General features: G+C 58.6%; 20 protein-coding genes, 1 tRNA gene and 1 pseudogene. 10 read left to right on the top strand and 12 right to left on the bottom strand.

The annotated features are described in order from the left end of the window. Positions 1-184: 184 nt before the first annotated feature. Positions 185-3625: a pyruvate carboxylase gene (pyc, locus tag O6760_RS08990; RefSeq protein WP_269585044.1), complete on the bottom strand. Its 3441-nt coding sequence runs from the start codon at positions 3623-3625 to the stop codon at positions 185-187. A gap of 813 nt (positions 3626-4438) precedes the next feature. Between pyc and O6760_RS08985 the strand changes: the two genes are divergently transcribed. From O6760_RS08985 to O6760_RS08965, 5 genes are all read left to right on the top strand, one after another. Next, positions 4439-7579, top strand: a complete 3141-nt coding sequence (locus O6760_RS08985) for a helicase-related protein (protein ID WP_269585043.1) — start codon at positions 4439-4441, stop codon at positions 7577-7579. Beyond that, entirely contained in the window at positions 7579-7980 is a 402-nt protein-coding gene (locus O6760_RS08980) for an RNA-binding S4 domain-containing protein (protein WP_269586238.1), read from the top strand. The genes O6760_RS08985 and O6760_RS08980 overlap by 1 nt, the downstream gene beginning before the upstream one ends. 223 nt (positions 7981-8203) lie before the next feature. After that, a complete protein-coding gene (gene fdxA / locus O6760_RS08975; RefSeq protein WP_269585042.1) occupies positions 8204-8536 on the top strand; it encodes a ferredoxin FdxA in 333 nt (110 codons plus the stop codon). A gap of 456 nt (positions 8537-8992) precedes the next feature. Continuing rightward, complete coding sequence (locus O6760_RS08970) at positions 8993-9577, top strand: CarD family transcriptional regulator (protein ID WP_269585041.1); 585 nt, start codon at positions 8993-8995, stop codon at positions 9575-9577. Between the two features lie 190 nt (positions 9578-9767). Then, positions 9768-10631, top strand: a complete 864-nt coding sequence (locus O6760_RS08965) for an RNA polymerase factor sigma-32 (RefSeq protein WP_442969867.1) — start codon at positions 9768-9770, stop codon at positions 10629-10631. A gap of 460 nt (positions 10632-11091) precedes the next feature. Here O6760_RS08965 and O6760_RS08960 read toward each other — a convergent pair whose 3' ends face one another. Continuing rightward, positions 11092-12537, bottom strand: coding sequence for a M48 family metalloprotease (locus tag O6760_RS08960; protein WP_269586236.1), 1446 nt, complete (start codon positions 12535-12537; stop codon positions 11092-11094). Positions 12538-12589: 52 nt separating this feature from the next. After that, positions 12590-13435 carry a hypothetical protein gene (locus tag O6760_RS08955; RefSeq protein ID WP_269585040.1) on the bottom strand — a complete coding sequence of 282 codons (846 nt, stop codon included), beginning with the start codon at positions 13433-13435 and terminating at the stop codon, positions 12590-12592. 293 nt (positions 13436-13728) lie between these two features. On the opposite strand from O6760_RS08955, the gene O6760_RS08950 reads away from it, so the two are divergent. After that, a tRNA-Arg gene (locus O6760_RS08950) sits at positions 13729-13805 on the top strand. A 225-nt stretch (positions 13806-14030) separates the two neighbouring features. Further along, positions 14031-15059, top strand: coding sequence for an IS110 family transposase (locus O6760_RS08945; RefSeq protein ID WP_152505219.1), 1029 nt, complete (start codon positions 14031-14033; stop codon positions 15057-15059). Between the two features lie 751 nt (positions 15060-15810). On the opposite strand, the pseudogene O6760_RS08940 reads toward O6760_RS08945, so the two are convergent. Next, positions 15811-16345: pseudogene (locus O6760_RS08940) on the bottom strand (methylase); the annotation flags it as partial. 352 nt (positions 16346-16697) lie between these two features. On the opposite strand from O6760_RS08940, the gene O6760_RS08935 reads away from it, so the two are divergent. Together O6760_RS08935 and O6760_RS08930 are read left to right on the top strand one after the other, a co-directional pair. Beyond that, positions 16698-17522: a universal stress protein gene (locus O6760_RS08935; RefSeq protein ID WP_209009888.1), complete on the top strand. Its 825-nt coding sequence runs from the start codon at positions 16698-16700 to the stop codon at positions 17520-17522. 573 nt (positions 17523-18095) lie between these two features. After that, positions 18096-18887, top strand: coding sequence for an IclR family transcriptional regulator (locus tag O6760_RS08930; protein ID WP_173013798.1), 792 nt, complete (start codon positions 18096-18098; stop codon positions 18885-18887). A 291-nt stretch (positions 18888-19178) separates the two neighbouring features. Here the strand turns inward: O6760_RS08930 and O6760_RS08925 are convergent, their stop codons facing one another. The 3 genes from O6760_RS08925 to O6760_RS08915 are packed head-to-tail and all read right to left on the bottom strand — an operon-like array spanning position 19179 to position 21078. Then, positions 19179-20405, bottom strand: a complete 1227-nt coding sequence (locus tag O6760_RS08925; RefSeq protein WP_152505217.1) for an amidohydrolase family protein — start codon at positions 20403-20405, stop codon at positions 19179-19181. Positions 20406-20426: 21 nt separating this feature from the next. Continuing rightward, complete coding sequence (locus tag O6760_RS08920) at positions 20427-20726, bottom strand: hypothetical protein (RefSeq protein ID WP_152505216.1); 300 nt, start codon at positions 20724-20726, stop codon at positions 20427-20429. Next, the gene (locus O6760_RS08915) at positions 20713-21078 is read right to left on the bottom strand and encodes a Rieske (2Fe-2S) protein (RefSeq protein ID WP_152505215.1); all 366 of its coding nucleotides are present in this window, start codon (positions 21076-21078) and stop codon (positions 20713-20715) included. Before O6760_RS08915 ends, O6760_RS08920 begins: the two co-directional genes overlap by 14 nt. Positions 21079-21249: 171 nt before the next feature. Between O6760_RS08915 and O6760_RS08910 the strand changes: the two genes are divergently transcribed. Continuing rightward, a complete protein-coding gene (locus O6760_RS08910; RefSeq protein WP_209009887.1) occupies positions 21250-21636 on the top strand; it encodes a MarR family winged helix-turn-helix transcriptional regulator in 387 nt (128 codons plus the stop codon). Between the two features lie 45 nt (positions 21637-21681). Here O6760_RS08910 and O6760_RS08905 read toward each other — a convergent pair whose 3' ends face one another. Genes O6760_RS08905 through O6760_RS08885 form a run of 5 tightly spaced genes read right to left on the bottom strand, consistent with a single transcriptional unit; the run spans position 21682 to position 26197 of the window. Beyond that, positions 21682-22608: a DMT family transporter gene (locus tag O6760_RS08905; protein WP_152505214.1), complete on the bottom strand. Its 927-nt coding sequence runs from the start codon at positions 22606-22608 to the stop codon at positions 21682-21684. A 27-nt stretch (positions 22609-22635) separates the two neighbouring features. Beyond that, entirely contained in the window at positions 22636-23079 is a 444-nt protein-coding gene (locus tag O6760_RS08900; protein WP_152505213.1) for a hypothetical protein, read from the bottom strand. 13 nt (positions 23080-23092) lie between these two features. Continuing rightward, complete coding sequence (locus O6760_RS08895; RefSeq protein ID WP_173013797.1) at positions 23093-24085, bottom strand: ABC transporter substrate-binding protein; 993 nt, start codon at positions 24083-24085, stop codon at positions 23093-23095. After that, entirely contained in the window at positions 24082-25269 is a 1188-nt protein-coding gene (locus O6760_RS08890; RefSeq protein ID WP_152505212.1) for a Gfo/Idh/MocA family protein, read from the bottom strand. The genes O6760_RS08895 and O6760_RS08890 overlap by 4 nt, the downstream gene beginning before the upstream one ends. Continuing rightward, positions 25259-26197, bottom strand: coding sequence for a PDR/VanB family oxidoreductase (locus tag O6760_RS08885; protein ID WP_152505211.1), 939 nt, complete (start codon positions 26195-26197; stop codon positions 25259-25261). Before O6760_RS08885 ends, O6760_RS08890 begins: the two co-directional genes overlap by 11 nt. Positions 26198-26301: the final 104 nt, after the last annotated feature.

Below are 26301 nucleotides of genomic sequence, written 5' to 3'. Positions count from 1 at the left end.
GGCGAACGCTGTCTCTTGCCGTTGTCATCCCCGCGAACGCGAGGCCAGGGAGACGTCATAAGTCACGATAAGCATTCCAGAAATTCCGCCCGGGAGTCCTGGGTTCCGGATCTGCGCTGCGCTCCGCCCGGAATGACATCAAGGGATGAGGCCGCCCAGGCAACACCCCGGGCAGCCTATCCGCTTAGCTTTCGAAAACGACCAGCAGGTCCTTGGCATCGATCTGGGAGCCTGGTGACACCAGCACTTCCTTGACCGTGCCGTCGCGCTCGGCATGAAGTGCGGTTTCCATCTTCATGGCTTCGATCGAGACCAGCACGTCGCCCGCCTTGACTTCCTGGCCGGTGGCGATGGCGACCGTGGAGATCACGCCGGGCATCGGCGCGCCGACATGGGCGGCATTGCCGTCCTCGGCCTTGCGCATCGCCGCGGCCCCGGTCGCGCCATGGGCCCGGTCGGGCACCTTGACGCTGCGCGGCTGGCCGTTGAGTTCGAAGAACACCTTCTTCTCGCCCTTCTCGTCGGTTTCGCCGATCGCCTGGCAGCGCACCACGAGGGTCTTGCCGGGCTCGAGTTCAACGAAGATCTCGTCGCCGGCTTCCAGGCCATAAAAATAGACCGGGGTCGGCAGGACCGAGGTCGGACCATATTGCTGCTGGGCCTTGTCGAAGTCGGTGAAGACCTTCGGATACATCAGGTAGGAAGCGAGCTCCGTATCGCTGATGTCGTGGCCGGTCTTTTCCTCCGCCGTCTTGCGCTCCGCGTCCAGGTCGGCCTGTTCCAGCAGGGAGCCCGGACGGACCGTGATCGGCGTTTCGCCCTTCAGCACCTTCTTCTGCAGCGCTTCGGGCCAGCCACCCGGGGATTGACCGAGATCGCCATGCAGCATCTTGACGACGCTGTCGGGGAAGGCGACGTCCTTGGCCGGATCCTCGACGTCCTGGACGGTCAAACCCTGGCTGACCATCATCAGCGCCATGTCGCCGACCACCTTGGAGGACGGCGTCACCTTGACGATGTCGCCGAACATCCGGTTGGCGTCGGCATAGGCCTGGGCAACCTCGTGCCAGCGGGTTTCCAGACCGAGCGAGCGCGCCTGTTCCTTCAGGTTGGTGAACTGGCCACCCGGCATTTCGTGCAGATAGACCTCCGACGCGCCGAAGCGCAGGTCGCTCTCGAAGGCCCTGTACTGGGCCCGGACCGCTTCCCAATAGAAGGAAATCTGGCGGATCGTCCTGGCGTCGAGCCCGGTGTCGCGCTCACTGCCGCGCAGGGCTTCGACGATGGAGCCGAGGCAGGGCTGCGAGGTCAGGCCGGACAGCGCGTCCATCGCCGCATCGACCGCGTCCGCGCCCGCTTCGACCGCCGCCAGGACGGTCGCCGCCGCGATGCCGGAGGTGTCATGGGTATGGAAGTGGATCGGCAGATCGACTTCCTGTTTCAACGTCCGGATCAGGACGCGGGCCGCTTCCGGCTTCAACAGGCCGGCCATGTCCTTGAGGCCCAGAATATGCGCACCGGCAGCTTCCAGTTCCCTGGCAAGGCCGACATAGTATTTCAGGTCGTATTTCGGCCGGGCGCTGTCCAGCATGTCGCCGGTATAGCAGAGCACGCCCTCGCAGAGCTTGCCCGCTTCCTGGACCGCGTCCATGGAGACGCGCATGTTCTCCACCCAGTTGAGGCAGTCGAACACACGGAAGAGATCGATGCCGTTCTCCGCCGCCTGGGCGACGAAATACTTGACCACATTGTCGGGATAGTTGGTGTAGCCGACACCGTTGGAGCCGCGCAGCAGCATCTGCAGGAGAATGTTCGGCGCCTTTTCACGGATGTGATGCAGGCGTTCCCAGGGGCTTTCCGTCAGGAAACGCATGGCGACATCGAAGGTCGCGCCGCCCCAGCATTCCAGCGAGAACAGGCTCGGCAGGCCGGCGGCATAGGCATCGGCGATGCTGACGATGTCGTGGCTGCGCATGCGGGTCGCCAGCAGCGACTGGTGGGCATCGCGCATGGTCGTGTCGGTTACCAGCGCGCGTTTTTCCGCCTTCATCCAGTCGGCGAAGCCCTTCGGGCCGAGCTGGTCGAGCAGCTGACGGGTGCCGGCCGGCTTGCCGTCGCCGAAATCCGGAATGACCGGCGCGGCCACATCCTTTTGCGGGCGGGCGCGTGTCTTGGTCTCCGGATGGCCGTTCACCGAAACGTCGGCAATATAGGTCAGCAGTTTGGTCGCCCGGTCCTTGCGGCGGGTCTGTTCGAACAGCGCCGGCGTCTCGTCGATGAAGCGGGTCGTGTAGTTGCAGGACTTGAAGTCCTCGTGCCCGATGATGTTCTCCAGGAACACCAGGTTGGTGGCGACACCGCGGATCCGGAATTCGCGCAAGGCGCGGTCCATGCGCTTGCGCGCATCTTCCGCCGTCGGTGCCCAGGCGGTCACCTTTTCCAGGAGCGGATCGTAGAAGCGGGTGATGACGGCACCGGAATAGGCCGTGCCGCCATCCAGGCGGATGCCGAAGCCCGTCGCGCCGCGATAGGCGGTGATGCGACCGTAGTCCGGAATGAAATTCTGTTCCGGGTCCTCCGTGGTGATCCGGCACTGCAGCGCGTGACCGTTGAGACGGATTTTAGCCTGCTCCGGAACACCGCTTTCATAAGTGCCGATCTTGGCGCCTTCGCAGATCTTGATCTGCGCCTGCACGATATCGATGCCGGTGACTTCCTCCGTCACCGTGTGTTCCACCTGGACCCGCGGATTGACCTCGATGAAGTAGACCGCGCCGGTATCGGCATCCATCAGGAACTCGACCGTACCGGCTCCGCGGTAATTCACCGCCTGGCCGATCTGGATACCGTATTGGCAAAGTTCCGCCCGCTTGGCTTCGTCGAGATAGGGTGCCGGCGCGCGCTCGACGACTTTCTGATGGCGGCGCTGGATGGAGCAGTCGCGCTCGAAAAGGTGGACGACATTCTCGCCGTCGCCGAGGATCTGCACTTCCACGTGCCGGGCACGCTGGACCAGTTTCTCCAGGTAGATCTCGTCCTTGCCGAAGGCGGCCTTGGCTTCGCGCTTGGCAGCCAGAACTTCCTTTTCCAGGGTTGCCTCGTCCGGAATGACGCGCATGCCGCGGCCACCGCCGCCCCAGGACGCCTTCAGCATCACCGGATAGCCGATTTTCGACGCCTGGGTCTTGATCTCGTTGATGTCGTCGGGCAGCGGATCGGTTGCCGGCATGACCGGCACGCCGGCCTCGATCGCCAGGTTGCGCGCCGCCACCTTGTTGCCGAGCCGGCGCATCGTGTCGGACTTCGGCCCGATGAACGTAATGCCGGCCGCCTCGCAGGCATCGACGAATTCGGGACTTTCCGACAGCAGGCCGTACCCCGGATGGATGGCGTCTGCACCGGAATGTTTGGCAACACGAATGATCTCGTCGATGGACAGATAGGCCTCGATCGGGCCCAGCCCCTTGCCGACCTGGTAGGCTTCATCCGCCTTGAAGCGGTGCAGCGCCAGCTTGTCCTGTTCCGCGTAGATCGCAACGGTCTTCAGTCCAAGCTCATTGGCTGCCCGGAACACCCGGATCGCGATTTCGGATCGGTTCGCAACGAGAATTTTTGTTATCGCCAAACGCCCACTCCCCCTAATTTTCGGCAAAACACATTTGCTGTTTCGGCAAGATTTCTACTTTGGTCGGACGCTCTTGAAAAGGGGCAGAAACCATGTCCTTTTTTTAACTTGGAAAATATTTTTGCGCCTGCGCTGATAACTGTAGGAAAACGAAGGCTAAATTGGCTGAAGCCCAAGCCTGGCGTCGCTTTCAGATAAATTTGCGGCGCAGCATTTTCCCGGAAACGGCACGCCGAACGACAAAAAATCTCCACCCGGCGGCAGCGCCGCCCCGTTTTGGCACATCTGCCCCGGTCCATTTCAGCTTCCCTTTCCGGCGGGACCGGTCCTGCCGGCCCGGGCTATGGGCCAGAGCCGGGCGACCCTACTACATCTTGTTGGAACAAAGCCGCAACATTCCTGAATCCGCGATTCGTCCGGGATTCGTTCACGCTGTGTGCCCGGGTAAACGGACCACGGAACCGGAGCGGCAGCACCGTTTACCGAAAATTATCTATTGACAGTGATTCGACGACAATCGGCACGTTTCGCCCGGCACGACTCAAACCGTTGACCAGATTCACGATTTCGTGGCTCTCATCCGCATGTGAACCATATGTCGTAGGGAACAAATCCTGAATCTCCAAGAGTCAGCGATTCGGTTTCGGTTTGTTCCGGAGTCGTTCTCCACAGCTTATTTTTCCCGGCAAAAACCTGACCTTTTGGCCAAAAGAATGGGGACACACCATCCTTGCCTGTGCTAGACACGCGGCACCATATCTAGGTGCCGGTTTACAGGTGCCGAGCAGTAGAAAGCCGATCGCTAGCCCTTTCATGCCCCGTCTCCAGAACCTGCCGCTGCCGCCGTCTGCCCGGTCCCGCACAGTGACGGCCGTGCTTGGCCCCACCAACACCGGCAAGACCCATCTCGCCATCGAGCGCATGCTGGCCCAGCCCTCCGGCCTGATCGGCCTGCCCTTGCGCCTGCTGGCCCGTGAAGTCTACGGACGCGTTGCCGAGCGTGCCGGAACGGATGCCGTTGCGCTGATCACCGGCGAAGAAAAGATCATTCCGGACAAGCCGCGTTTCTGGGTGTCGACGGTCGAGGCCATGCCGCTTGATCTCGATACCGAATTCGTGGCCATCGACGAAGTCCAGCTGGCCGGCAACCTCGACCGGGGTCATGTCTTCACCGACCGGATCCTGAACCTGCGCGGCAGGTCGGAAACGCTCCTGCTCGGAGCCGCGACCGCGCGGCCCCTCCTGGAAAAATTGCTGCCGGGCCTCAACGTGGTCACCCGGCCGCGCATGTCCGTCCTCGAATATGCCGGCTCGAAAAAAGTGTCCCGCCTGCCGGCGAGATCCGCGATCGTCGCGTTTTCCTCCGACGAGGTCTATTCCATCGCCGAACTGATCAGGCGCCAGCGTGGCGGCGCGGCGGTCGTGCTCGGGTCGCTCAGCCCGCGCACGCGCAACGCGCAGGTGGAGCTGTTCCAGAACGGCGATGTCGATCACCTGGTGGCCACCGACGCCATCGGCATGGGACTGAACCTGGATGTTCACCACATCGCCTTTGCCGGCAACCGCAAATATGACGGTTACCAGTACCGCCAGCTGACCGCTTCCGAGATGGGCCAGATCGCCGGGCGCGCCGGCCGGCACACCAAGGACGGCACCTTCGGGGTGACCGGACGGGTCGATCCGCTGGACGACGAACTGATCGAACGGATCGAAAGTCACCAGTTCGACAGCCTGAAAGTGCTGCAATGGCGCAACACTGCGCTGGATTTTTCGTCAGCGAGCGCATTGCGCCGAACGCTTGACGCGGTCCCGAACGAAGACGGTCTCGCAAGGGCACCCATCAGCGACGACATCACCGCGCTTGAACATTTATTGCGCGATTCAGCAATATCCGACATGGCAAAGGGTGAAAAAGCGGTCGAATTGTTATGGGACGTGTGTCAGGTCCCCGACTATCGTAAGATCGCGCCCGCGAACCATGCGGAGCTGCTGAACACGATTTATACCCATCTGATGCGCGATGGCGCGATTGTCGATGACTGGTTCACCCGTCAATTGGCCTTCGCAGACCGCACGGATGGTGATATCGACACTCTCGCGAACCGGATTGCTCACATCCGGACGTGGACATATGTCGCCAATCGACCCGACTGGCTGGCCGATCCGGCCCATTGGCAGGGCGAGACCCGCGGCATAGAAGACAAACTATCCGACGCCCTTCACGAGCGGCTGACCCAGCGCTTCGTGGACCGGCGCACAAGTGTATTGATGCGACGTTTGAGAGAGAACGCAATGCTGGAAGCGGAAATTACCTCGAGCGGCGATGTGCTCGTTGAAGGTCAGCACATCGGAAATCTGCTTGGCTTCCGGTTTGCCCCCGACGCCGAGGCGGAAGGTCCGGACGGCAAGACCGTGCGCGCCGCCGCGCAAAAGGCCTTGACGACGGAAATCGAAAGCCGGGCCGAAAAGCTCGGCAAGTCCGAGAACAGCGACTTCGTGCTGGCCTCCGACGGCACCATCCGCTGGCGCGGCGAACCGGTGGCCAAGCTGGTGGCGGGCGAGGACGTTTTGGCGCCGACCGTGCTGCTGCTGGCGGACGAGCATCTGACCGGCCCCGCCCGCGAGACGGTCCAGGGTCGCATGGATCTCTGGGCCGGCGCCCAGATCGAAACCCTCCTGAAACCGCTGGTCGACCTCAAGAACGGCGAAGGCCTGGAAGGCCTGGCGCGCGGCATTGCGTTCCGCATCGTCGAAGGCCTCGGCATCCTGGAACGCCAGGACGCCGCTGACGAGATCCGCCAGCTGGACCAGGACATGCGGGCCGGCCTGCGCAAGCTCGGTGTCCGCTTCGGCGCCTACACGGTCTTCGTGCCCGCGCTCCTGAAACCGGCGCCGAGCCAGCTTCTGGCACAGCTCTGGGCGCTCAAGCATGGTTCGCTCGACATGAACGGCATGGCCGAGTTGCCGCAATTGTCCGCCTCGGGCCGCACGTCGATCCCGGTCGACGAGACCGTCGACAAGGCGCTTTACAAGGTGGTCGGTTTCCGCGTCTGCGGCCCGCGCGCCGTGCGTGTCGACATCCTGGAACGCCTTGCCGACCTGATCCGGCCCCTGATCGCCTGGAAACCGCTCGATGCCGAGGTCAGCCCGCCGGAAGGTGCCATCGAGACCGGCGGTGGCTTTACGGTGACCGTTGCAATGACCTCCCTGCTCGGCTGCGCCGGAGAAGATTTCTCCGCAGTGCTGAAATCGCTCGGCTACCGGCTGGAGACCAGGGAAGTCCAGCGCCCCGTGACCGTCAAGCCGGCCACCGCGGAAGCTCCGGCGGCCGAGACCGCACCTGAGGCCGAAACCGCCGCGGACAGTGAACCGGAAGCAGATGCTGCCGAAGCCGCACCGGCGGAACCGGTTGTGGAACCGGCAGGCGCCGAAGCGGGGGAGGCCGTGACGGAAGAAACGGCAGCCGCGGCGGAACCGGTGGCGGCCGAGACCGAAGCCGCGCCTGAAGCAGCTGCAACCGAAGGGGACGCCGCCGTGGCGGCACCCGTGGAGCCTGCCAATGCCGACGTCAATGCCGAGACGACGCCGGCGGACGCCGGCACCGCGGACAATGACAACGCCACAGAAGACGAAGTCGCGCTGGAAACCGTCACCATCGAGATCTGGCGGCCGGGCCGCCACGATCGGCGACCGCGCGGCCGCCAGGACCAGCGCCGGGGCGACCGCAAGGGCCAGGGCCACGGACCGAAAGGCGGCCAGGGTGAAAAACGCCACGGCAAGGGCGGCGGCAAGGGTGGCCCCAACCGCAACCGCGGTCAGCAACAGGGTGGCAAGGGCTTTGACGGCGGCAACCGCCGCGACAAGCCTGCCCGGGACAAGCCGATCGATCCGAATTCGCCCTTCGCGGCGCTGATGGCGCTGAAGGCGGACATGGACAACAAGGACAAGAAGTAATTTCAGCGCCTGATCCCCAAGCTGCCGGCGGCAGCCTGCGCATCGACAAGTGGCTCTGGTACGCCAGGGTCACAAAATCCCGGTCGCTTGCCCAGAAGCTGGCAACCTCCGGACACGTCCGGATCAACAAGGACAAGATATCTTCCGCCAGCAAGACCGTAAAACCGGGCGATGTGCTGACCATTGCCCTGGAGCGGCGGGTGCTCGTGCTCAAGATACTTGCGCTCGGCACGAGGCGCGGCCCCTACGAGGAAGCGCGCAAGCTCTACGAGGACCTGTCGCCGCCGCCACCGCCGAAACAGGCTGCTGCCCCGCCGCCACCCGGCCAGCGCGAAGCCGGGGCCGGCCGTCCGACCAAGCGGGACCGGCGCAAGCTGGACGCCTTCCGCAGCGAGAGTTGAGGCAAAATCCCGCTTCGCCCTTAAAAACAGAAAAACATTCCCTTATTCACCCGGACTGCGTCATCCAGTGCGCTTGCACCCGAATGACAAAAACGATACCCAACAGCGATACGAGACGATATACGTGCCCTACTCAAGGGAGACCGGCACGAAACAGATCGCCGGACCCGGGTTTGACAGCATTCGACAGTCAGACCGGCACCGGAGCCGAATGAGGATTGAGATGACCTACGTCGTCACAGACAACTGCATCAAGTGCAAATATACCGATTGCGTTGAAGTCTGCCCGGTGGATTGCTTCTATGAAGGCGAAAATTTCCTGGTGATCAATCCGGACGAGTGCATCGACTGCGGCGTTTGCGAGCCGGAATGCCCGGCGGAAGCCATTTTGCCCGATACCGAGCCCGGACTGGAAAAATGGATCGAGGTCAACGCCGAATACTCGGAGAAATGGCCGAATATCACGGAGAAGAAGGATCCGTTGCCGGGTGCTGAAGAGTTTGACGGCAAGGAAAACAAGTTCGAACAGTATTTTTCGCCCAATCCGGCGTCCTGATTCGCTTTTTCACATTGTGCGACGGACTGCCGCAAGTAGTCCGCATCACGCAGATACCGGCCATTTCACGAATAAATTCAGCAGCCTGACGGCGGGTTTCCGTCAGGTTACTTGTGGCGTTTGCGCACCTGAAAAGCACAACGCTTTAATTTTCCACAAAAGTATGTTACACATTAGAGCTAGTCGCCAACCACGAGAACAACCCCCAAAACGGAGTCTTTGAAATCCTGTCCCGGGCCTCAACCACCGGACGGAGCAAGCTCCCGGCAGCTCATGTGACTGACAAGGTTCTACTGTGGAAATCGACGACTGACCAGCCCTGACACGCCGCATATCAACAGGCGTTCCATATTGGATCGCTCGGCAGGCTTCGTGTCACAAAAGAACAGGGGACCGCAAGGCGGTCCATCACCGGTCCGCGACGGACCGATCAACTGCGCAGGAGAGAATACGAGTATGGCAACCAGCACCAAAAAGACCGCGCAGCGCCAGGGATTCAAAACCGGCGAGTATATCGTTTATCCGGCACACGGCGTCGGCCAGATTACCGCCATTGAAGAGCAGAACGTTGCAGGTCACTCTTTGGAGTTGCTCGTTATCGTTTTTGAACAGGACAAGATGACCCTTCGCGTCCCGGTCGCCAAGATCGCGTCCGTCGGCATGCGCAAGCTGGGCGATCCGGCTGCGGTCAAGAAGGCACTCGAAACCGTCCGGGGCCGTCCGCGCGTCAAGCGGACCATGTGGAGCCGCCGCGCCCAGGAATATGAAGCAAAGATCAATTCCGGCGACCTGATTGCGATTTCCGAAGTGGTTCGCGACCTCTTCCGGTCCGACAGCCAGCCGGAGCAGTCCTACTCCGAACGCCAGCTCTATGAAGCTGCGCTCGACCGGATGGCACGCGAGATCGCCGCGGTGAACAAATGCTCGGAAACCGAAGCCATCAAGCAGATCGAACAGAATCTGGCAAAGTCCCCCAGCCGCTTGAAGGCGGCTGCTGAAGCGGCTGCGGAAGAAGACGAAGACAAGGAAGAAGCTGCCTGATTCCAAGGCGGACTTTCCTGAAATCGGTGATCAGGGGCCCGGAAATTTCCGGGCCCTTTTCTTTTGACCGGGTCATTGCTCGCGTGCTGTTCACGCGAAAGTGCAAATTTTCTCCCCCTACGGAAGCTGCAAGTGATCTAACCTGTGCCTTGGTACGTAGTTCCCCCGATACCATATCGGAGCGTCGATCATGTCCATGAGCGAAAAACGTCAGCTGGTGCAGGCCGCAATGAAAGCGCCTTATCTCACCCGTGAGGAAGAGCTCTCGCTTGCCCTGCGATGGCGGCACGACCGGGACGAGAAGGCGCTGGAGAAACTGTCCCTGTCACACATGCGCCTCGTGATCGCGGTTGCGTCCAGGTTCCGGAACTTCGGACTGAACCTGGGTGACCTGATCCAGGAGGGTCATGTCGGCCTTCTGGAAGCAGCCGCCCGGTTCGAACCGGAGCGCGAGGTCAGGTTCTCGACCTACGCCACCTGGTGGATCCGGGCCTCGATCCAGGACTACATCCTGCGCAACTGGTCGATCGTGCGCGGCGGCACCTCCTCCTCCCAGAAGGCGCTGTTCTTCAATCTGCGCCGGCTGCGCGCCAAGCTTTCCAGCAACCAGACACCACTGACGGACAGCGAACTGCACCAGAAGATCGCGGACGCGATCGGGGTCAAGCAGGCCGACGTGGCGCTCATGAATGCGCGCCTGTCCGGCCCGGACACGTCTCTCAACGCGCCGGTGACGGACAGCGAGGGTTCCAGCGCCGACCGGCAGGACTTTCTCGTGTCCGATGCGCCCCTGCCCGACGAGATCGTCACGGGCCACATCGACAGCGAACGCCGGCACAGGTGGCTCACCTCCGCCCTGGAAGTCCTGAGTGAACGGGAACTGAGGATCGTGCGCGAGCGCCGGCTGTCGGAAGACGGCGCGACCCTGGAATCGCTCGGCGAAAAGCTGGGCATTTCCAAGGAGCGCGTCCGCCAGATCGAAAGCCGCGCCATGGAAAAACTGAAATCGGCGCTGCTCGCCGCCCAGCCGGACCAGGCGGTCTACAGCGCCTGACAAGATGTGGCACGACCGCTGACACGGGGAGCCTTGGAGGCTCCCCTTTTTGCGCGGCTTCCTGCACCACGTCCATCAAACCCGCAGCCTCATCCTGAGGAACCGCGACAGCGGCGTCTCGAAGGACCGGGCATGAACGCCCCAAAAGAGCGGGCAGCCGATCCTTGTCTGTTTGAATTTTTGTAGATTGGTCTTGGGAGCGCCGGGGCGAATGTTTCACTCACATTTGTCATTGCCGCGAAAGCGAAACCAGGACTCCGTGAGGTTAGGTCTAAATTTATAAAGCGGATTCGCGAGGTTACTGAGCCCCCGCTTTCGCGGGGATGACAACCGGGAAGGGCGAGTTCGTGCCAGGAACGATGAAAGCTGCGTCCTGGATCACTTTCGGGCCGGAGACTCAGGAGGAGGCCGTGATTGTAAGGACTGTCCATGCTGGCTCGCTCCTGGGAAGCCCGTGGCCCTAATCCACCACCAGCTTGATCGCCGTGCCCGGCGGGATCGGCTTGTCCGCGCTCAGGTCGTTCAGGATCGAGAAGAACTGCAGCCGGCGGGACGGCTCGACACCGCTCATGCCGATGGCCAGCTTGCGCGGCGTGTCGCCCGCCTTGGACTGGACGACCTTGATCCTGAGCGATCTCAGGCGCGCACGCTCGGTCGGCGACAGCTGCTTGAAACTGTCGACGGTGGCATGGAAATCCCGGTCGAACCCGTCATTGGGCGAACGGCTCGCAAAGATGAACCGGTAACCCGTCTTGCCGATGCGCACGACCGCGATCCGGAACGACCAGCCCTGCGTGATCGCGGCACCCGTTACGGCCGGCAGGCCGTTGATGGTGGTCTCGCGCACGCTTTCAGGCAAAAGGCCGTTGATCCAGCCCGAATTCATGTAATCGCGCAGGCTGGAATAGCCGCTGACATCCGCACCGTCGAACCGGATCGCCGTGCCGTCGCCATTGCTGGCCAGCACCGCTTCGGGCGTGTTTTCCAGGATGTAGCCCGAGGGCACCGTGTAGCTGATGCCGAGCGCCTTGTGCAGGAAGGAACGGCCGCGCACGAAGCCTTCCAGCGGGTCGTCGCCAAACAGCATGCCGTTGATCTGGCTGAGATAGCGCTCGCGGTCCCGTTCGCCGATGCCGGGCGCGCCGATCTGGCGGGCGGAACGCACGGCGATCTGCAGCCGCTCCGGTGTCGACGGATGCGAGGACAGGAAATCCGGCGCCGAGGACCCGGACTTGTCCGCCGACTGGTACCGTGCGAAGGCCGCCATCGACCGCAGGAAACGCGCTGCGGCGTAGGGATCGAAGCCCGCCTTGGCCAGCGTCTTGACGCCGATGGCATCTGCCTCGAGTTCCTGCACCTGGCTGAAACGGGCAAAGGACAGCTGCGAGGATATGATCGCCTTGCGGGCTTCCTCCGAATCCTGGACGACGTCCGTCAGGATCCGGTTGGCCAACTGCTTGGCCTCGGCGCGCTGCTGGCGCTTGATGGCATGGCTGGCGGTCACATGCGCCATTTCATGCGAGAGGACGGCCGCCACCTCGGACGTGTCATTGGCCAGCGCCAGCAGTCCGCGGGTGACATAGAGATAGCCGCCCGGCAGGGCGAAGGCGTTGATCGCCGGCGAATTCAGGATGGTGATCTTGTAGCTCTGGGAGGGGTCCTCGGAGGCCGCGACCAGCCGTCCGACCACGCTCGCCACCGCCCGCTCCGCGCCGGCGTCCTTGTAGACGCCGCCATAGGTGGCCACGACACGCGGATGTTCCCGCTCGCCGATATCGCCGGCGAGGTTGGGACGCAACGTGCCCGGAACCACCGTTCCGACGGTCGGTCCGTCGCCCAGAAGCTGGCAGGAAGCGACAAGGAGCGCGGCGGCACCCGCGACCAGCGCGCGCAACCGGCAGCGCAGGCGCGTACGGCCCGCGTCATGACGCGCCCCTGAAGGCGCCCTGCGACGGAGATCAGTTGTTGCCTTGGCCGTCACGTCCTGCCCTTTTGTCGTCCAGTACCACCAGTTGTTCCGGGTGACGAAGCGCGATCAGCGGCCCGTCCCTGTGCTCCACAATGCCTCGCATTTCAACGTATCGCCCGGCCAGCGCGTCCAGTGACCACCCGGCACGTTCCAGCGCTGCATTGAAGTCCTCCTCATCGGAGGCATTCAACGTCCCCGTCACATCCGTTTTCCAGTATTTTCCGAAATTGAGATAACGGGTACGGGCGGTTTTTCCAAGAGAAACAATACGCCCACGAATAATGACATAGCGCCCAGCCGTCTCTTTGAAAGTCCCTGGCCGGGCCGCGGAATAGATCGGTCCGGCACGTTTTCGCCCAAAGATGCCCGCATGCGCGCGCCGCGCCCGCCCCTCCGCACGGCGCAACGCGTCCGCGCAATCCGCCGTCGCGCGGTCCGGTGCAAACAGCGCGTGCCCCGCTTCCAGCTGGCGTGCCTGCCACAGGTGCGAACCACCGGCTTCGCGGAGCACGATCCAGGCGGGCACAAGTCCCCAGCGGTTTGGCGGACCCGCGGGAACCGCCGCAAAATCGCTGTCTGCCGACAGATCGTTCCGCGACACCGGAGCCATGTGCTCACCGCCGCGCCCGGGAAACCGTACATCGCTGGCAAAATATCTTGTGCCATCGGCCGACAGGAACAGCGGCTCGCCGGTGCCGGGGACAACCGCCTCGGCCTGTTCCATCCGGACATCGCAGGCCGCGAGCGCATCGCCGTCGCCGGCCTTGGCCGGCCCGGCCGCATGCGCCGTTCCGCCGCTGAAAGCAGCCGCGGGCAAAAGCGCCAGCCGGACCATCATGCCTAATTTTCCCAGCCTGAACGGCACAGGTCATTCCCTCAGCCATTGAAAGGGGCACCCCTTTCCCAGGACGCCTTTCGGTCAAGACGGCACAGGCAAAGCTGAGAATGAGGTCACGATGAATTTCTGTGCTAAGCATGGAATACGGCAAGTCCAAGACAGCTTCGCCAAAAATCGCGATTGCCTCCCGTCCTTGTCACCCGCTCGTGGATACCAGGAAGACCTGCGCACGCCATGCGTCCACTCGGGGGTCGCCAACGGCACCAAATCATGCTAATCGGCTCCGACAGGGCCCCGTAGCTCAGCAGGATAGAGCATCAGATTCCTAATCTGAGGGTCACAGGTTCGAATCCTGTCGGGGTCACCAATCTTTTCAATGAGTTACGTACACTGCACCGTTTCAATTGGAAGATTTGAAACGGTTTTTGAAACGGTTTTCGCTAAACGAAAGCTCCGGTCGAGGCATGATCAACCGATTCGACGGTCACATGCTGATCAATGACACGTAGCTCTTGACCTAATGGGATGAACTGCCTTCCCACCGAGACGCAGCTATTGTTGCGCGTATTGGTGGAGAAGAAGGAGCATTCTGATGGACATCACGGTTCTTGGGATTGATCTGGGCAAGTCGGTTTGTAGCCTTGCGGGGCTTGATGCCAGCGGCGCTGTAGTTTTTCGCAAACGCCTCCAACGATTCCGGTTGCTGGATTTCTTGGCGGAGTTGCCAAGCTGTATTGTCGCAATGGAAGCCTGCGGGGGCGCACATCACATCGGGCGCTTCTGCCTCGAACATGGGCATGAGCCCCGATTGATGTCGCCGCTGTATGTCCGACCTTATGTGAAGGTTCACAAGAATGACGACCGCGATGCGGAGGCGATCGCCGAAGCCGCCACCCGACCGACCATGTCATTCGTCGCAATCAAATCCGAAGAACAGCTCGACCTCCAGGCATTACACCGCGCGCGGGAACGTCTGGTGTCAGACAGAACTCGACTGATCAATCAGGGGCGTGGCTTTCTGATGGAACGCGGCATCCGTGTCGGCACAGGCCGTCACGTATTCCAGAAAGAGCTGACAAAGTTGACGACGCAGGGCACCGTCGATCTATCTCCCCGGATCGTCTTGATGCTCTCAGACATGGCATCTGAGCTGGGCGAGATCAACCGGCGGGTTGCTGCCATGGATGCCGAGATCAAATCGCTGGCCAAAACCGACGCCGACATGCAGCGACTGATGGAGATCCCCGGCGTTGGTCCGACGATCGCCTCAGCTCTCGTCGCGGCCGTCGGCACGGGAAGCAGCTTTAGCAAAGGCCGCGATCTTGCAGCTTGGCTCGGGCTCGTTCCACGACAAATCACAACGGGTGGAAAGGCAAAGCTGATCGGCATTTCGAAGCATGGAAATCGCTACTTGCGCAAGCTCTTCATCCATGGAGCACGAACGGTGCTTCACCTCGTGCAGAACAGGACGTCGCCGATAACGCGATGGGCGGATGGTCTGAAAGAGCGAACGCATGTGAACGTCGCCGCGGTGGCTATGGCCAACAAGATGGCGCGGATTGCCTGGGCCGTTTTGACGAAAGGTGAGCGATACCGAGCCACTGCGTTGGTTGGTTCGTAAATCCGGGCGAGACGAAAAGACAAAGGAAACTGCGGGCGAGAAGGAGATGGACCAACGACCAATCGGCGTTCTGTAAGTCTGACGGGGAGCATGGCTCTCGAGTGCCGATGAGCTAACGAGACACAGGACGCGCGACTTCCCATCTTGGTCAGAGGCAAATCGAATGGCCTCACAAACAGACCGAATACATAGAAGCAGGGTCAACGGTGCATCGACAAATCGCTTGCAGGGGAAGGCAGTTCATACATGCTCCCCTGAAAAATCCTCGTTTTGAGGTTAGTCTGTTCCCAATTGAAGGAAACAGACGATGAAGCGATATCTGAATAGCCCCGCGTTTTCTAGACGCCTTCGGAGTTCATTTCCTGCTGCCGTTCAAACTCAACGGGTGACAGCATCCCGTTTCTGAGTGCGGACGGTCAATTGCGATGGTCGACAATGGTGAGAATGTACAATGTCCCAGCAAGCCGCGTTAGATTACCAACTTCCGGAGATATCTGAGGCTGATCGGGCCACAACGGCAGGCGGCCCGCGGTGCGGAATTGTCGGTGAGACAGGCGAGGGTTTCAAGGTCTATGTCGCACAGTGCATGGTACGCTCATCATCGGCCCCCATCATCTATGCGCCAACTGGCCGGAGGATGGTTCCGCCGAGCTCCAGTAATTCGCGCAGGGCATCAAGCAGCCTGAGGCGGTTGTAGGCGGCCAGCTCGTGCGCCGCGCGTTGACGGTAAGGGCGCCCCGCGTTCTTGTCGAGCGAGCAGGTTTGCGCGTGTCTCGGCAAGTTCGTTCAGGACCATGGATCCACCGTCGATCTCGGCAAGGATGGCGAGAAGGCCGGTGCCTGCCGAAGGTTCGAGCACCAGATCGTCCGGCCCGACCGCCGCTGCCGTCAGAACCGCAAGGCCAAGCGGAATAGGCGTCGAGAATTGCTGAAAGGTCTGGCTTTCCTCCGATCCACCCGTTTGCGTTGGCAGGAGATCCGCAATCCTGGTGAGGGTGGAAAGCCGTAAATCCTGAGACCCGGCTTTACGGAAAAGCGCCTTTCCGTATTTGCGCAGGAAGAGAACGGTTGCCCCCTCGCAAGTCTCGTAGGCCATCTTCCAGTCCCAGGCGCCGCTGGCGTCGGAGGCATCGAAGGCGATTTCCATCGCAGAACGGAGCGGGGCGGTGTCGATGCGTTCGCCTCGGTCGATATGCGATGGAAGGAACTGCGCCGCCACGAAGATCGCGGAACGACGGAAACGGAGCGGCAGAAGGCGCCACTGCGGAAGGGAAAGTTATGTTCATTGGGAAGACCTTGGGAGAGCGGGACGGGATCGAGCCGTGCAGTATTCTCTCAACCGCACCGACTCATATCCGTCCGGTCGCACTCTCCCTCTCACGCTCCGGGCGTGACGCATCGCCAACATGGGATCCGAGCCATGCGGCCGACTGTGGCGAGCTTGAAGAGTAATTGTCAAAACAGGTAGGGCTGAACCCGTTGAACCCAATCGCATACCGGGCGCATCGAAGCATGCCAGATCAGCAGGTGAGATATATTCCCTCCCGGTTGCGATCGCTCATATCAATTCAATAATCTTAGACATCTATGTTATTCTCTGCTACTGCGCCTTAAGCGTTCTGAAATCGTGAGGCAAACATGACTATCAAGAATATCTTGCTTGTACATTCAGGCACCTCCGGCTTCCCAAGCAGTCTTCGTCACGCCTCAAAAATCGCCGCCAAGCACAATGCATGGTTAACTGGAGTGTACGGAAGCGATATTTCTTTTTTCGATCAGGTATTGGGACTGACAGAAGATCTGGTCAAGAAACTAGGCGTGGTGAGAAATGCCAAAATTGAATCGTCACACGAGCTATTCGAAGACGTTACCAATTCGTTAGGCCTGACAGATCGGGCTCAATTCCTCATGCCCGAAACAGTTGGCAATCTCTCGTTGCCTGAAATTGCCCGAAACTTCGACTTTGTCGTAACAGGGTGTCAACCCAAGTTGCCGACAGACGAATTTCGCGCCGTTAGCCCGGATCTGTTGGCGCTGCAGAGCGGCAGGCCTGTTCTTGTTGTTCCCGATCAATTCGAAGCAGAACAGTTGGGCAGTCATACGCTTGTCGCCTGGGATGGCAAGCGAGCCGCCGCCAGAGCATTGAATGACGCAATGAATATCCTTGAAGAAAGGCCCCGAAAGGTCTCATTGCTGACGGTGGGTGACATATTGCCGAGCTTTCCTGAAGGAACGGACATTTTTACCCACTTGGAACGGCACGGCGTTAACGTTGAAAAAATAGCGTGCCCCAAACCTACCAACAGCGTTGCAAAAACGATCCAAAAAACAGCCGCCGAAATTGGCGCTAAATTGGTTGTGATGGGTGCCTATGAGCACAGCAAGTTCTCACAAGATCTGTTTGGCGGCGTGACCCATGAACTGATACGGTCAACCAAGGTACCGGTATTCATGTCGCACTAACCCGATTGATTTCGCAGGCATGTGCCAGATCCGTCTCGCAGTCTGCACCACGATGCCGGTGGGACCAAAGCCCGACAACCCAGACACCATGTATTTGATATCCCGGAAATACGCGACACTTCGGGCTCTTTTGTCCAGTAACCTCATTTAGCATATTAAAACGATGCTCATCCTGCAGCCAGCAGTAGCCGATGTGTCTTATGAGCCAGATGTCAAGCTGCCAACGGCCGAACGCCGGCACTCCCAAGCCCCAGGGCAGAAGGTTTGATCGGCTGGATGGGCTCGGTGTTTCGAAGGCCCATGGAAATCCGGCGCCCGGCTTTACTTGATTTGCCGGTGCGCGGCAGGCTCCAGCTTTGTTCACTCTTATGAACTGGCATACGCTTAGAGCATCGTGCGATAACCCTGCACCATGGCGGTCAGCTGCCTACCGTGGTTTACTTCAACCAAATCGAATCCCGCCGGAAGGGAAAAGTTGCTTAAATCATATCGTAAATTTTCCCGGCCTCGGCCAGTAGCTTATATCTGTACATGTTCGACTTGTGGCATCGGTGTGAAAAGGAGAAGTATTTGGTGCAGAAGATAGCGGGTCGACAGAGAATCGAGTCTGTAGTCGTTGGATCAAGACTTCTGGAAGTTTTAATTCAAAGAAACGATGCTATATCTTTAACAGCATTGTCCAAGGCCGCTGAAATGGTGCCGGCAAAAGCGCATCGCTATCTCGCCAGCTATGTCGCAACCGGTCTGATCGTCCAGGATGAAAACACGGGACTGTACGATCTTGGCCCTTTGGCGCTCGATCTTGGCCTGGCATCGATCCGACGCCTGAACGTGTTGGAGATCGCCCATCCTCACATGATCGAACTTAGAGACGAAACGGGTGAAACCACCTCTTTGTCCGTATGGGGCAATTTCGGGCCGACTCTCGTACGATGGGTGCCCAGTAACGCACCTGTCAGTATATCTGTAAATGTAGGCTCTGTGCTGCCGCTCCTGACCTCCTCCAACGGTCGAATATTTGCCGCATACTCCGAGCCTGAAAAGATCGAACCCATGATTGAAGCCGAGCTTCGTCAAAACATGGTTTCCCTGGAGAAAGCAGGCCTTGGGACGCGGAAAAAAATTGACGAATTGCTGAAAAAAACGCGCGAGCGAGGCATTTCCGAGGCTGTCGGTTTAGTCGTTCCGTCAATTTCCTCGCTGAGTTGTCCTGTTTTTGATCGGGAAAACTCGATTACCGCTGCCCTGACGGTAGTCGGCGTCACCAAAACGATCTCTACCGAAACCGACAGTTCCGTCGCCGCAAAATTGCGCAAGACCGCTGCTACGGTATCAAAGAAACTTGGCGCCAAGTTAGAGAGCTGATTTTTTAGGCTTGCGCGCCGATAGAACGGCCACATCGGAGCCCGACCTCTTTCCGCAAGGGTCCCTGATCGTAACCTGCCCCTTTAGCCCTGGCAAACGGCCATTCAAGGAGACAGGTCACAGGCCTAGGTTTCCGCGCGGTTCATCGGTGCTGTTCCGCAGCATTCGAAACCACACAGCGTTCTTACCAGATCGACGGACATCCGACCGGACTCGGTTGAACGTCCGTCGATCCTAATATGTAAGAGCATCTTGTCTGCGTTTCTTCGAACGCAGGATACGCTTGTTCTTTTACGCGTTTTGCTTCCACTCGGACATGACCGGATCCAGGTTAAACAACTTTTGCGCGTTTCCACCCAGAATATTGCGTTTTGCCGCCTCATCCAGAAAGGGAATGTCATAGATGGTGCTGGGCAAATCCATATCCCAATGCGGATAGTCAGAGGAATACAGCAATTGTGTTTCCGCATTCATCATCTTGAATGTGACCTCGAGGGCCTCTTTGTTGTCCACGAGTTCGATGGGTTGTGAGGAATAGAACATCTCACGCATGTAATCGCTTGGCTTCTTCTTGAGGAGCGGCGCATCCGATGTGCGCATCATGTATTCATTGTCCAATCTCTGCATAAGGAAAGGAATCCATGCAAGCCCGCTCTCAATCCACATGGTGTTCAGCTTAGGGAAGCGCTCAGGCATACCATTCAACACCCAGTTCGTCATGTGAATAATATTACAAAAACTGAACCCAAGAGCATGAACCGAGATGAACTTGTTGAGCTGAGCGAGAGATGTATCCGCCCAATGATAGGCCGCATGAAAACCGAGCGGCATACCGTGCTCTTCCAGCTTGGCATAGATACGCATATTCGCGTTGTCATGCACCGGGCGTTTCAAATAACCGGTTGACAGAAATCCTACGACTCCTTTCCGCTCGGTGAACTCGTCAATGATCTTTTCAGCTTCATGCGGTTCGTTCATTGGAAGGTAGACCATCGAGACGATGCGTTTATCTTCCTCCAGGATACGCTCACAAAGCCAGCGGTTATAGGCGCGGGCCATCGCAACCTCGACTTCGACCTGCGGGTGGGTCGCAAGCAGCAACATCGGTGTTGGAAACAGGCAGGCCATATCGACCCCCATCGCATCCATCCAACGTCGCGCGAGGGTAATGTCGCGATGCGGCTTCTCGGGAACAATTTCCTTGTTACGCCCGGCATAGCGTGTCACGCGCCCCGCCATGTCCTGAGAGCCGATCGCTTGCGGGATCAGGCCTGCACGCCCCACATTTCCCGCGGACAGACCAAGGTGCCGCATGACAGGGTCGTCCATGTACTGCAGGATCTCGGGAAGAGCTTCCGTTTCATAGTGGTGGCTATCCACGTCACAAATGAAAAAATCTTTGTAATTCCGGTCCTCTGCTTGCTTTCTCGCATTTTTCAAAAGTTTGGTTGTATTGAACTCCTTGATCGCGGGGTCGCTATCCGAACCGAAGCTCATGGTATTCGATGTAAGAGACATATTATCTCACTCCCATAAAATTTATTGTTTCAGCGTCTGCCACATACCCAGCTCGAATACCGCCACATCGGCAGCCTCGAGAATTCCTGTCGCGGCAACCGCAACATCCGTCGCCGAAACGTCGTTGTTTTCCGGGAACGCAGAGAATTCCTTGTCATTTTCCCGCATTTTCGCAAACGCGGTCACGATTTCCGCAAATAGCGCCTGCAACTGCGCGGAGCTCAGTTGACTGGTTTCAAGCGCGCGAAGCGCGCCCAGGACTTCGTTGACCGATACGTTCAGCGCCGGGGTTTCCGGTGTTACTTTTTCAAATCTCGACATAGATACCTCCATCCCGTTCGGTCACTTTGTAGCGCTTAAGGCGAATTTTCGGATCGCCTACCGCTTCCCCTGTTTCCATTTTGAACTCCCAGCCGTGCCAGGGGCATACGAAGTGCATCTCGCTATCGTCGAAGTTCTGCCTGAGAGCGCGTTGCTGGTCGTCAAACTCGACACATACCTTGGGCATTTTGAGCCCTTCGCAGACGGGGCCACCCTGATGCGGGCACACGTTTTTATATGCGACGACATTTCCTTTGTGGCGGATAACGCCGATCTCGACACCTTCGATCTCGCAGATCTTGGCGGTCGTGTCGTTGAGGTCCGACGATGCACACAACAGTTTTTCCGGCATTAAGAGCTCCTCCGTTTATTGCCAGGCTGCCTCACCAAAAATAGTAAGATTGCCTTACTATAAGACGCATGCTACCATTGTCAATAATATAAGAACTCTAAGTTAAGGCTCCGCGACATCGACCAGGTTCAGTCCCCCTCCCGCAAACGCGGCCTCGGAGCATCGCTTCGTTTGGCCTATCATCTCTATGGCAAGCTGTTGCAGAAGCAGCTGATCGATTCGAAACTGAGCATGGCGCAGTACATTCATCTCAGAGTTCTGCGGGAAGAAACTTGCCTTACCCAATCCGAGCTTTCTGCGATCCTGGGCATCGAAAAGGCTTCTTCGACGCGCGTTCTGGATGAACTTGACAAGAGAGATCTCTTGCTGCGCGAACGAAGTGCGAAAGATAGACGTGTCGTTGTCGTTCGCCTTTCGGATCAAGGCCGGGAGAAAATCGACCAGGTCATGAAATCCGCAAGGGTTGCGGCCGATCACGCATCGAAGGGCTTCGAAGAAGAGGAGCTTGCCCAGCTTTTCAAAGCAATGGACAAACTGATCGACAACCTCTCCTCGTGATTGTCGTTGCCCCGATCCACAGGCAATTCAGGAACGCAAAATATATTACGGGGCGACAGCCAATATTATCACGCCGGCTCCGGCCAGTATCGAAGCAAAGTAGAATCTGGAACCCGGCCGGTTCTCGGTTTTGAAAACGTGACCGGCCAGCCAGGCTGCGAAGAACATCTCGACCGAAGAAATTATCGCGACCACCGTTACATTGGTGAACATCAACGAAAAGAACAATGCCACCTGACCCAGTGTCATCGAGCTGCCCGCAAGCAATTGCCAGCCGGTTGGCTTATGTATGCGCAACATGAATGTGGACCAATTGCGGAAACGAAAGCCCGCGGAGGCGCCAAAGCAAACCAATCCGGTCACCGCTCCGATAAAAACGCCTGCAAGCGGGTCCGGAAGCGTCTGCATTGCCAGTTTTCGAGCGACGAATGATCCTCCGTAACCTGCTGCAGAGCTAAACGCCATTACACGCCCTTCGGTTTTTTCCTTGGTCGTGCGCTCTGGTACGGACCTGACGGCAGTCGGTCTTGAAGGAGTGTTCGCCATCATGATCAGAACGCCTCCTGTGACAAGGAGAAAGGCAATCACGATTGTCGATGTGATGATTTCGCCGAGCAGCAGAAACGCAAAGATCGCAGCGAACACAGGGATCAGTCTCCGAATGAACCCTGTCTCAACCGCCCCGGCCAGCTCAACCGACCGGAAAAGAGTTAGCCGGCCCAGCACATTTCCCAGCAAGCCGGCAAGAACAAAATAGCCAACCCCGATGAGCGCCGCTTCTCCATAGGCTGGAAACGGCGACCCTATCGCCAGCCAAAGCAGGCCTGAAACCAGGGCCGTCATCAGAACCGACAGAAACACGTCGTTTCCCCGGCCCTGAACGGACTGTGAGCTCTTGGCGATGGCAACGGAACTTAGCGCATAACAAAACGCCCCGAACGCGGCCAGCAAGCCGCCGAAACCAGCCGTCATCGGCTATAGTCGGACCGGGTTTCGGAGTTACCTGGCATTTGTGACAAGTTGCTCCATGAAACGCTCGGACGACATGATCTCACGCAACGGCAGGTTCTCCTGAGCTTCCATGAGATCCGATGAAAACGTCAAACCCCGTCCATCCCAGAACCACCAGTAGATGATTTCACCCTTCTTTCCTCGAATGGGCATTCTAAAGATCGGAAATTTACGTTCGCTATGCGGGATTTCGGCATTGCCCACGCGAGAATGTTTCAACTCAAGCTTCTTCAGAACCGCCGACAATGGAACCATCGCCAAGGGTGCATTTTCGGCTGTCAGAACGGCGACATTCTCGGGCCGGCTCTCGTACGGACCCTTGAGAAACTTGACCACCGGAGGATAGCTTGGATGGATGTGCGTTAGCTGAATGTAGGCCAAACCATTGGGCGTTTCGACCTCAACGATATCTCCAGGCAAATACTCTTCCATTTTGAAACTCCCGCTAAAGGCTGTAAGCTTCCAACGTCGAAGGATGAAACAGCTCCTCGATCTCGACCCGGCGTGGCGAAAGCCCTTGGCTTGCGTGATAATCGAGAAACCGGTTCAGGACATGGGAGTTCTCGGCAACGCCGTAACTCCAGGGATCGTTCCCCATCAGGGTGTGAACGCGGTTCAGGTTATCCTCGACGAACGGCATCGTAACTTTGGTCGCGGAGGTGTCCGAAAGCGCGTCTTCCGCCAGCCGCTTTGACTGGGTGAAAGCCTTGAGCAAGGCAGCCGGCAGGAATGGATATTCCTCCGCCAAGCTTCGCCGTACTCCCAGAACATGCATGATCGGGAAGATCCGAGTACGTTGGAAATAGGCTTCAGCCGCGGAGATACTGTCGGAAAACAAGCGCCCGACATGTGGATGACCTTCGGAGAAGCAACGAGGCCATCGCGGCCCGACGAAACCGTCGATCTCGCCCGCCGCGAGCATGCCGTTCAAGGTGCTGCCCTCCGGCGCCTCCTCCATCACGATATCGTCCGGCAACTGAACCTTGATCTTCTCAGGCCGGCCGGGCGTGTCCATCCCGCCTCGCACCCAGATGATATCGGACGGCTTCACGCCGTGTTCTTCTTCGAGAATACCACGCACCCACACATTGGCGGAAAGCTGGTATTCGGCAATGCCAATGCGCTTCCCCTTCAGGTCACCGGGCTTTTCTATACCCTTGTCCGTCCGGATATAAACCGACGTGTGCCGGAAGGCACGGCTCAGGAAAACAGGGATCGCAACATAATGCGGATCGCCCCTGGCAACGGAGATCGAATAGGACGACAGCGAAAGCTCGCTGATATCGAACGCATGATGCCGGAAGGCACGGAAGAACATCTCCTCCGGCGACAGCAGCATCGGAATGGGGTCGACCCCGTCGATTTGCACTCGGCCATCCACGATCGCACGCGTCCGGTCATAGTTTCCCATTGCAAGAGAAAGTTTCAGATTGCTCATCCTGTCGGCTTTCGATGTTTTGTGTTGCGTTGATGCTGAAGTTCGACCGGCTGGCCGGATCTGGCAGAGCGTAGAATTGCATGGCAAACCTCAAGGCTCGCCAATCCCCACTCCCCGCTCTGGACGGGGGGGGCATCCTCTCGAACTGCCGCGACCAGCGCATCAATGACCGTTCTGCGCGGAGCAGGACCGAATTGCGCTTCAATGAAGCTACGCCTGGTATCGCCAAAGACCTCGATACCGTCCGGCATCAGTTTAAGATCCGCTCGATCGCAAAGGGCGATCACCGGACCGAAATGTTCGTTGTGTTTGGCTTGGATCGTCGTTCCATTGCCAAAAGTTCGGGTCGTCTTAAGGCGAACCTCGTCTTCTGGCGTAAGGTCCATCAGGGCTCGGCGCGCCCCTCCATATGATCCGGGGGTCTTGGGTTGCCCCAACTCACCGACATTATTCATCCAGATATCGCTGTCGAAATGGGCATAACCTGAATAGGTCAAATTGGCGATGCAACCTGTCTCGAAGGTCATGAGCGCGCTGAACGCGCCTTCGGTCGGTCGCTTGGAATCCCAAGCTCCGGTCATTGCATAGATCTTTTCGGCTATCCCGCCAGCCAGTCTCCGGACGACATCGATTTGGTGAATTGCCTGACTGAAGAGAACGCCTCCCCCCTCTTCCGTGCGCAGTTCTTCAGGTCGTCGCGGCCGATAGAGAAAATCGGTATAGTTCAGCGCCTGGATCATACGCAGTCGACCAAATTCACCGCTTTCAATCAGCTGCGCGGCAAGCTCAACAGGAGGGTCGAAACTGTGACTGGGACCAACGATCAAATGCACACCTGCCTTGCGCGTGGCGGTTATCATTTTTTCGGCATCTGCCATGGAGATCGCCAACGGTTTTTCGACAAGAACATGCTTACCGGCACTCGCCGCCGCCAGGACATGGTCCACATGCATCTGATGAGGGGTGGCGATGTAAATCGCTTCGACAGACGGATCGGCGCATAACGCTTCAACGGTCTCATAACTCTTGCCGCCATATTCTGTTTCGAAGGCGGCACGGCTTTGCTCTCTGGGAGCGGCGGCAGCGATGAGCTTTACACGGGAATCGACATCGAACGTCGGCACCATGAGCATGAACGCACGCCCAAGGCCAGCGACGCCGAGGCGAACCGGATCACAGGTCAAGAACCAGCCTCCCCGATTTCGCCCGCGACACGCAGATCATGATGTAATCGCCTTTTTCCTCGTCCATCAAAACCATGTCGCGATGATCGGCTTCCCCCACCAGGAGACGGGTCTTGCACGTTCCACATGTTCCGCTTTCACATGAACTGCTCGTCGCAAAACCGGCATCCCGAAGCGCTTCCAAGATTGAGCGATCTTTAGGAACGGTGACTGTTTCCCCGCTCTTTTTCAGTTCCACTTCGAAGGCGACGTCGTCCTGACGCACCACATCGACCGGTTTAAAGTCCTCAAAATGGATCCGCCCCTCCGGCCAATGGCCGGAAACTGCCTTGATCTCGTCCATTAAAGGCTTTGGTCCACAGCAAAAGACATGTGTTGCTCTTGGCGTGACTAGATCGTCCCAGAAATCATAAACCGCGTCAGGATCGCCGTTGTCATGATGAACTATGATCCTGCCCTCGAAGGCTTCGTTCAGCTCCGCAAGATAGGCAGCCTCTTCTGCGCTTCGAGTGACGTATATGATGCGTAGCGCTTTGCCTTTTTTGTCGAGATATCGCGCCATGGAATAAATCGGCGTAATACCAATGCCGCCTGCTATCAGTAGATACTTCTGAACATCCGTCAGGGGGAAATCGTTCTCCGGCGGCTCAATATTCAGCTCGGAACCAACATGCGCATCGTCATGCATCGACGCGGATCCGCCTCGAGATTGCGGCTCACGTTTGATGGCAACGACGTATTCAGTCGGCTCGAAACCGTCGTTCACGAGCGAGTAACGGCGCATGGCACCTGACGGCGTTTCGACTGTGATATGCGCACCTGGATCGAAACTGGGAAGCTTACAGTCGCCGACCGGAACCAACGTGAATTCCACGATGCTCGGTGTCAAAACGATTCTACTTGCGACTCGCATTCTCATTTGCTGCATGAATTCCTCCCAGTCGGATCGCGATAGAATTTATTAGATAGCTAAGTTATTGAAGTCAACCGCTTGGCAATCTGCTGAAACGTTACGTATTTTCCGTGGCCTAA

The organism is Roseibium sp. Sym1, from assembly GCF_027359675.1.
Classification (GTDB): Bacteria; Pseudomonadota; Alphaproteobacteria; order Rhizobiales; family Stappiaceae; genus Roseibium.
This window is presented reverse-complemented; position numbering and strand designations above follow the sequence as displayed.